This is a genomic window from Parafrankia sp. FMc2 (assembly GCF_041008525.1).
In the GTDB taxonomy this organism is placed as follows: Bacteria; Actinomycetota; Actinomycetes; order Frankiales; family Frankiaceae; genus Parafrankia.
Genome location: NZ_JBFLUG010000222.1, coordinates 1 through 7,853, shown reverse-complemented (window position 1 = coordinate 7,853; position 7,853 = coordinate 1). Strand labels below are relative to the sequence as shown.

Annotated in this window: 2 protein-coding genes; both read left to right on the top strand. The window is 75.5% G+C overall.

The annotated features are described in order from the left end of the window. Positions 1-2,266, top strand: a 2,266-nt coding sequence (locus AB1460_RS34520; RefSeq protein ID WP_368966547.1) for an acyltransferase domain-containing protein, incomplete at its 5' end; no start/stop codon positions are given. A 76-nt stretch (positions 2,267-2,342) separates the two neighbouring features. Next, positions 2,343-7,853, top strand: a 5,511-nt coding sequence (locus tag AB1460_RS34515) for an SDR family NAD(P)-dependent oxidoreductase (protein WP_368966546.1), incomplete at its 3' end; no start/stop codon positions are given.

Here is a 7,853-nt window from a genome sequence, read left to right as displayed (position 1 = left end):
GGCGGTGAACGGGCCGTCGGCGACGACGGTGGCGGGGGAGCCGGCGGCGCTGGCGGAGATGCTGGCCCGCTGGGAGGCCGAGGGGACGCGGGTCCGGCGGCTGCCGGTGGACTACGCCTCCCACACCGGGCAGGTGGAGCGCGTCCGTGAACGTCTGACCGCGGAACTGGCCGGGGTGAACCCGCTGGTGGGCGCGGTGGCGATGTGGTCGACGGTGACGGGCGGGCCGGTGGCCCCGGGCGAGCTCGACGGCGACTACTGGTACCGCAACCTGCGCTCGACCGTCCGCTTCGGCCCGGTCGTCGACAGCCTGGTCGCTGCTGGGCACCGGACGTTCGTCGAGGTCAGCACCCATCCGGTGCTCGCCGCGGCAGTGGTGGAAGCAAGCGAGGCGGCCGGCGGCCACGAGACCGTCGCCGTCGGCTCGCTGCGGCGTGACGACGGCGGGGTGCGGCGGCTGGCCGTGAACGCGGCGCAGCTGTGGGCCCGGGGCCTGCCGGTGGACTGGCGTCCGTTGGCGGCCACAGGCCGCCCGGTGGACCTGCCGACCTATCCGTTCGAGCACCGGCGCTACTGGCCCGACGTTCCGGCACCCACCAGCGGTTCCGCCGGGTCCGGCCGGGCCCGGTCCGGCGCGGGCCATCCACTGCTGGGCGTCGTCACACCGCTGGCCGACACCGGCGGGCTGGCGCTCACGGGGGCCCTGTCCCGCGCCGAGCAGCCCTGGCTCGCCGACCATACGGTGTCCGGAACCGCCCTGCTGCCCGCCACCGCTGTCCTGGAGCTGGCGCTGCGGGCGGGTGCGGAGACGGGCGGCGGGCAGATCGCCGAGCTCACCCTGGAAACCTCGCTGGTCGTCCCCGAGCATGGCTGCGTCCACCTCCAGGTCTCGGTGGGGCCCCCCGACCCGGCCGGCGGACGTCCCCTGACGGTCTACTCCCGTCCAGACGACGCCGACGCCGAGGCCGCTCCGGGCGCGGGGGCGGGCGCGGGAGCGGGCGGGGCGGGTGCGCGGTGGATCCGCCACGCCACCGGATCGCTTGCGGCCGGGGACGGATCCGCGCCGGCCGAGCAGGCGGAGTTCGACCTGGTCGTGTGGCCGCCGCGGGGCGCGGAGGAGATCGCGATCGACGATCTCTACCCGCGGCTGGCCGCTTCCGGTGTCGACTACGGGCCGGCCTTCCAGGCGGTGCGCGCTGTCTGGCGCCGCGGCAGTGAGCTGTTCGCCGAGGTCGGCCTGCCTGGCCCGCTCGCGTCGCAGGCGGGCCGGTTCGCGGTGCATCCGGTGCTGTTGGACGCCGCTCTGCACCCGCTGGTCCTCGACCCCGGTCTGGGAGCGCGGCGGCTGCGGCCGTTCTGCTGGAGCGACGTCCAGGTGCACGCCACCGGAGCGTCGAGTCTGCGAGTGCGGCTGTCCCCGGTCGGCACTGACGAGGTCGCTGTCGCCACCGCGGATGCCACCGGGCAGCCGGTCGCCACCGGCTCGCTGACGCTACGCCCAGCACCGGTGCCGGTGCCCGACCCCGACAGCGCACAGGACGGGCCCGACCTGAACAGTGCCGTGCCTGGCCCGAGGCCGGGATCAGGCGGTGACGGTGCACCCGCGCCCGAGGTGGCGTCCGCGCCCGAGGCGGCGTCCGCGTCCGCGTTCGCGCGCCGGTTGGCGGAGCTGGAGGTGCCGGAGCGGGAGCAGGTCCTGATCGACCTGGTGCGAGGCCAGGCGGCGGCGGTGCTCGGTCACGAACGCGGTGCCGCGGTGGCGGACGACCGCTCGTTCAGCGACCTCGGCTTCGACTCGCTCAGCGGCGTCGAGTTCCGCAACCGGCTCACTGCCATCACCGGGCTGCGGCTGCCGGCTGCACTGGTCTTCAACCAGCCGACGCCGCGCGCCCTGGCCCGCTACCTGCGCGGCGAGCTGGAGCCCGGCCGCGGCGAGTCCCGCGGGCCGCTGGCCGCACTGGAACGACTCGAAGCCGCGCTGGCCGCAATCCAGCCGGGCGGCGCCGGTGCCGATGCAGGCGCAGGCGCTGGAACGGGCGGTGACACCGGCGGCGGGATCGGGGACGTCGACGGCGAGGTGATCGCCCAGCGGCTGCAGGCGCTGCTGTGGCGGTGGAACGACCTCCGGTCCGGAGCGACCGGCGCGGCTGGCGGGGCGGGCCGGGCGGGTGACCGCTCGGCGGTGGGCGACCACGACGACGAGTTCGACGCGATGAGCGACGACGAGATGTTGGAGGCGATCGACCGGGAGCTCGGTGCGTTCTGATCCGTCCGGCACGTTCTGATCTGTCCGCCGGGGCCGTCCTGATGCCGCGATCCGCCTGACTGTGGGAGTGCGACCGATGTCCAGTGCCAGTGAGGACCGCCTCCGGGACTCCGTCCGGAAGATCATGGCGGATCTGCGCCGGACCCGCCGTCGGCTCGGCGAGCTGGAGGACGCCGCGCACGAGCCGATGGCGATCGTGGGAATGAGCTGCCGGTTCCCGGGCGGCGTCCGCTCCCCGGAGGACCTGTGGGAGCTGGTCGCCGCCGGGCGGGAGGGGATCAGCGAGCTGCCGGCCGACCGCGGCTGGGACGTAGCCGCGCTCCACGATCCCGACGGGCAGCGCCCGGGCACCACCTACACCCGCCACGGTGGGTTCCTGCACGACGCCGCCGACTTCGACGCCGACTTCTTCGGGATCTCCCCGCGTGAGGCGCTCGCGATGGACCCGCAGCAGCGCCTGCTGCTCGAGGTCGCCTGGGAGGCGGTCGAACGCGCCGGCCTCGACCCGTCCACACTGCGCGGCAGCGCGACCGGGGTGTTCGTCGGCAGCATCTACCAGGACTACGTCAGCCGGTTGCGCGACGTGCCCGCGGAGGTCGAGGGCCATCTGAGCACCGGCGCGGCCAGCAGCGTGCTCTCCGGGCGGCTCGCCTACGTCCTCGGGCTGGAGGGGCCGGCGGTCACCGTCGACACGGCCTGCTCGTCGTCGCTGGTCGCGCTGCACCTGGCGGTGCGGGCGCTGCGCGGCGGCGAGTGTGGGTTCGCCCTGGTGGCGGGGGTGGCGGTGATGTCCAGCCCGCTGGTGTTCAGTGAGTACAGCCGGCAGCGCGCGCTCTCCCCGGACGGGCGCTGCCGGGCGTTCGCGGCGGACGGCGACGGGTTCGGCCTGTCCGAGGGCGTCGGCGTCCTGCTGCTCGAACGGCTCACGGACGCCCGCCGGCTGGGGCATCGGGTCCTCGCGGTGGTGCGGGGCAGCGCGGTGAACTCCGACGGGGCCTCCAACGGGCTGACGGCGCCCAACGGGCCGTCGCAGGAACGGGTGATCCGGGCGGCGCTGGCCGACGCCCGGCTGACCCCGGACGGCGTCGACGCGGTGGAGGCGCACGGCACCGGAACCCCGCTCGGCGACCCGATCGAGGCCGACGCCCTGCTGGCCACCTACGGGCAGGGCCGGCCGGACGGGGCGCCGCTGTGGCTGGGCTCGCTGAAGTCGAACATCGGGCACGCGCAGTCCGCCGCCGGGGTCGGGGGCGTCATCAAGATGGTCCTCGCGCTGTGCCGCGAGACCCTCCCACGCACCCTGCACGTCACGGAGCCGACGCCGGCCGTCGACTGGGCGGCGGGGGACGTCCGCCTGCTCACCGAACAGGTGCCGTGGCCGCGGGCGTCCCGCGCGCGCCGCGCGGGGGTGTCGTCCTTCGGTGTCTCCGGCACGAACGCCCACGTGATCATCGAGGAGGCCCCGACCGAGGCCCCGGCCGAGGCCCCGGCCGAGGCCTTGGCAGGCGACGGCCCGGCGAGCGACTCCCGGGCGGGTGAGGTGGCGGATGCCGGGGCGGTGCCCTGGATCCTGTCGGCGCGGTCGGCAGCCGGGCTGCGGGCGCAGGCGGCCCGACTCGCCGACGTCGCCGCCGCGCCGGTGAGCGGGACAGCCCCGGTGGACGGGGCAGCGCCGCACGTCGTCGACGTCGGATGGTCGCTGCTGCACGGGCGCGCCGCGATGGGACACCGCGCCGTGCTGCTGGGCGACGACCGACTGGCGGCCCTGCACGCACTCGCCCGCGACGAGCCGGACGCCGGGCTGGTGCGCGGACGTCCCGGCGCCGGCGCCGGCCGGGTGGTGTGGCTGTTCCCCGGTCAGGGCGCGCAGTGGGCGGGGATGGGTGCGGAGCTGCTGGAGACGTCCGCGGTCTTCGCCCGGCGGGTGGCCGAGTGCGATCAGGCTCTGCGGCCGTTCGTGGGCTGGTCGGTCGTCGATGTGCTGCGCGGCGCGGCGCAGGCACCGGGGCTGGATCCGGTGGACGTCGTGCAGCCGGTCTCGTGGGCGGTGATGGTCGGGTTGGCGGCGGTGTGGGAGTCGTGGGGGGTGCGTCCGGACGTCGTGGTGGGGCACTCCCAGGGCGAGATCGCGGCGGCATGTGTGGCCGGGGCACTGTCGCTGGACGACGCGGCGCGGGTCGTGGCGGTCCGCAGCCGGCTGATCGGGGAGAGCCTGGCCGGTCGCGGCGGCATGCTGTCGGTGGCACTGCCCGTCGCCGACGTCGAGGCGGCGTTGGACCGATGGGCCGGCCGGGTCGAGGTGGCGGCGGTGAACGGGCCGTCGGCGACCGTCGTGGCCGGCGAGCCGGCGGCCCTCGACGAGCTGGCGGCCCACTGGACGGAGCGGGAAGTGCGGGTCCGGCGGCTGCCGGTCGACTACGCCTCCCACACCAGCCAGGTGGAGTCGCTGCGGGAGAGCCTGCTGAGCGGGCTGTCCGGGCTGCGTCCCGCCCGGCCCCGGATCCCGTTCCGCTCCACCGTCGAGGGCGACACCGATGCCGGAACTCCCGACGCCGGAACCGTCGACGCCGACTACTGGTTCCGCAACCTGCGCTGCGGCGTGTGCTTTGCCGGGGCCGTCCGCGACCTCGTCGACGAGGGCTACCGGGTCTTCGTGGAGATCAGCACGCATCCGGTGCTGACGCCGGCGGTCGCCGAGGTCGCGCAGGACGCGGGCGCCGACGACACGCTGGCCGTGGGCTCCCTGCGCCGGCAGGAGGGTGGCCTGCGCCGCCTTGCCGGGAGCGCGGCCGAGCTGTGGGTCCGCGGCGTGCCGGTCGACTGGGCGCCGCTGGTCGCCGGCGGCCGCCGCGTGGACCTGCCCACCTACGCCTTCCAGCACCGGCGCTACTGGCTGGACGCCGGCCCGCCCCTGTCCCCGGCGGCCGACGTCCCCGACCGTGACGACCTTTCCGCACAGGCGCTGTTCCAGCTCACCTGGACCGCGCTGCCGCCACCCGCCGACGGGGAACCGCCCGTCCCGCCGCGGATCCTGACCGTCGCCGCGGTCGAGGAGGTGCAGGCGGCGCTCGACGCGGCAGGCGACCCACCCGCGCCGTGGGTGGTCATCCCGCTGCCACGCACCGACACCGCCGACGCCCTCGCTGGCAGCCCTGGGGACACCGGCGGACCGGCGACGGCGGTCGGTGCGCACGCGGCGGTGCGGTGGACACTGTCGCTTCTCCAGACCTGGCTGGCGGACGAACGCCTCGACGGATCGACGCTGGTCCTGACCACGCGGAGCGCGGTGAGCGGGGAACCGTCGGCGGGCCGCGCCCTCGATCCGGCGGCCGCGGCGGTCTGGGGCCTGGTCCGCTCCGCGCAGTCCGAGCACCCTGGCCGCTTCGTCCTGCTGGATCTGGACCTGGACGAGGCCGACAGCGCCACGACCCTGCTCCCCACGGCCCTGACCGTCGCCCGGGTGCGCAGGGAGCCGCAGCTTGCCCTGCGCGCCGGCCAGATCCTCGCGCCCCGCCTGGCACCCGCACCTACACCCGCGCCGGTGCCACCGCCATCCGACGCCACGTCCGACGCCACGTCCGACGCCACGTCCGACGTCGCGGCTGGCACGCTGCCCTGGAACCGCGCGGGCACCGTTCTGATCACCGGGGGGACCGGCACGCTCGCCGGGCTGCTCGCCCGCCACCTCGTCACCCGGCACGGCCTGCGGCACCTGCTGCTCGCCGGGCGCCGGGGGGAGGCGCCCGCGTGGGCGGCCGAGCTCACCGATCTCGGCGCGGACGTCACCGTCGCGGCCTGCGACGTGGCGGACCGCGCGGCGCTCGCGGCACTGCTGGCCACGCTTCCCGCCGACCGGCCGCTGACCGCGGTCGTGCACGCGGCCGGTGTCCTCGACGACGGTGCTGTCACCTCGCTCACCGCCGAGCGGGTCGAGGCGGTGCTGCGGCCCAAGGTCGATGCCGCCGTGCACCTCCACGAGCTGACCGCCGATCTCGACCTGGCGGGCTTCGTCCTCTTCTCGTCGGCCGCCGGGGTGGTCGGTGGACCCGGGCAGGGCGGCTACGCGGCGGCGAACGCGTTCCTGGACGCACTCGCGCAGTGGCGCGCGGCCCACGGGCTGCCCGGCGTCTCGCTGGCGTGGGGGCTGTGGGGCGAACGCAGCGGCCTCACCGCCGGCCTCGGCGGCACCGACCTGCGCCGGATGACCCGCACGGGTATGCGTGCCCTGTCCACCGCCGAGGCACTCGCCCTGTTCGACCGGGCGCTGGTGACCCCGCCCGCCGCGCTGGAACCGCCGACCACGCCGGCACCGGCACCGGCACTGGCACCGGTGTTGGTGCCGATCGGGCTGTCCGGCGCGGCGCTGCGGGCGCAGGCCGAGGCCGGGACGCTGCCGGTGGTACTGCGCGCCCTCGTTCCGGGCGGAACGACCCCGGCGGCAACAGGCCGCGGCCGCGGCCCCGGCCCCGGTGACACCGATGGCGCCGGCGGCGGTCCCGTGGCCGAACTGGTCGGCCGGCTCACCGGGCTGGCCGCGTCGGAACGCCTGGATGCGCTCGTCGATCTCGTCCGGGCACAGGCGGCCGCCGTGCTCGGTCACTCCTCGCCGGAGGCGGTCGAGCCCGCCACGGCGTTCCGGGAGATGGGATTCGACTCGCTCACCGCCGTGGAGCTGCGCAACCGGCTGGCGGAGGTCACCGGCCTGCGCCTGCCGGTGACGCTGGTGTTCGACCACCCCAGCCCCCGCGACGTCGCGGCCCGTCTGCACACCGGCCTGCTGGGGGAGGTCCCCGGTTCCGTGGGGCCGGCGGGCGCCGGCGCGACTGTCGCGCGCGTCGGAAACGGCGCCGGGAAGAGCACCGCGGATCGCGTGACGGACGATCCGGTGGTGATCGTGGGTATGGGATGTCGTTTCCCGGGCGGGGTGCGGTCACCGGAGGATCTGTGGCGGGTGGCAGTCGACGGCGTGGACGCGGTCGCCGGTTTCCCGGTGGATCGTGGATGGGATGTGACGGATCTTTTCGATCCGGTGCCGGGGCGGGCGGGAAAGTCCTATGTGTGTGAAGGTGGTTTCCTGTATGACGCCGGTGACTTCGACGCGGAGTTCTTCGGGGTGTCGCCGCGGGAGGCGTTGGCGATGGATCCGCAGCAGCGTCTGTTGCTGGAGGTGTCGTGGGAGGCGTTGGAGCGGGCCGGAATTGACCCGACCTCCCTGCGGGGCAGTGACATCGGGGTGTTCACCGGGCTGAGCTACCACGACTATCTGACCGGCCTGCAGGTCGGAGACGACGCCGGCGGCTATCTGCTGACGGGCAACGCCGGCAGTGTCGCCTCGGGCCGGATCTCCTACACCCTCGGCCTGGAGGGCCCGGCCGTCACCATCGACACCGCCTGCTCGTCGTCGCTGGTCGCGCTCCATCTCGCGGTGCGGGCGCTGCGTACCGGCGAATGCACGATGGCACTGGCCGGCGGTGTCGCGATCATGGCCAGTCCGACGACGTTCGTGGAGTTCTCCCGGCAGGGTGGGTTGGCGGGGGATGGTCGGGTGAAGGCGTTTGCGGAGGGTGCGGATGGGACGGGGTGGGGT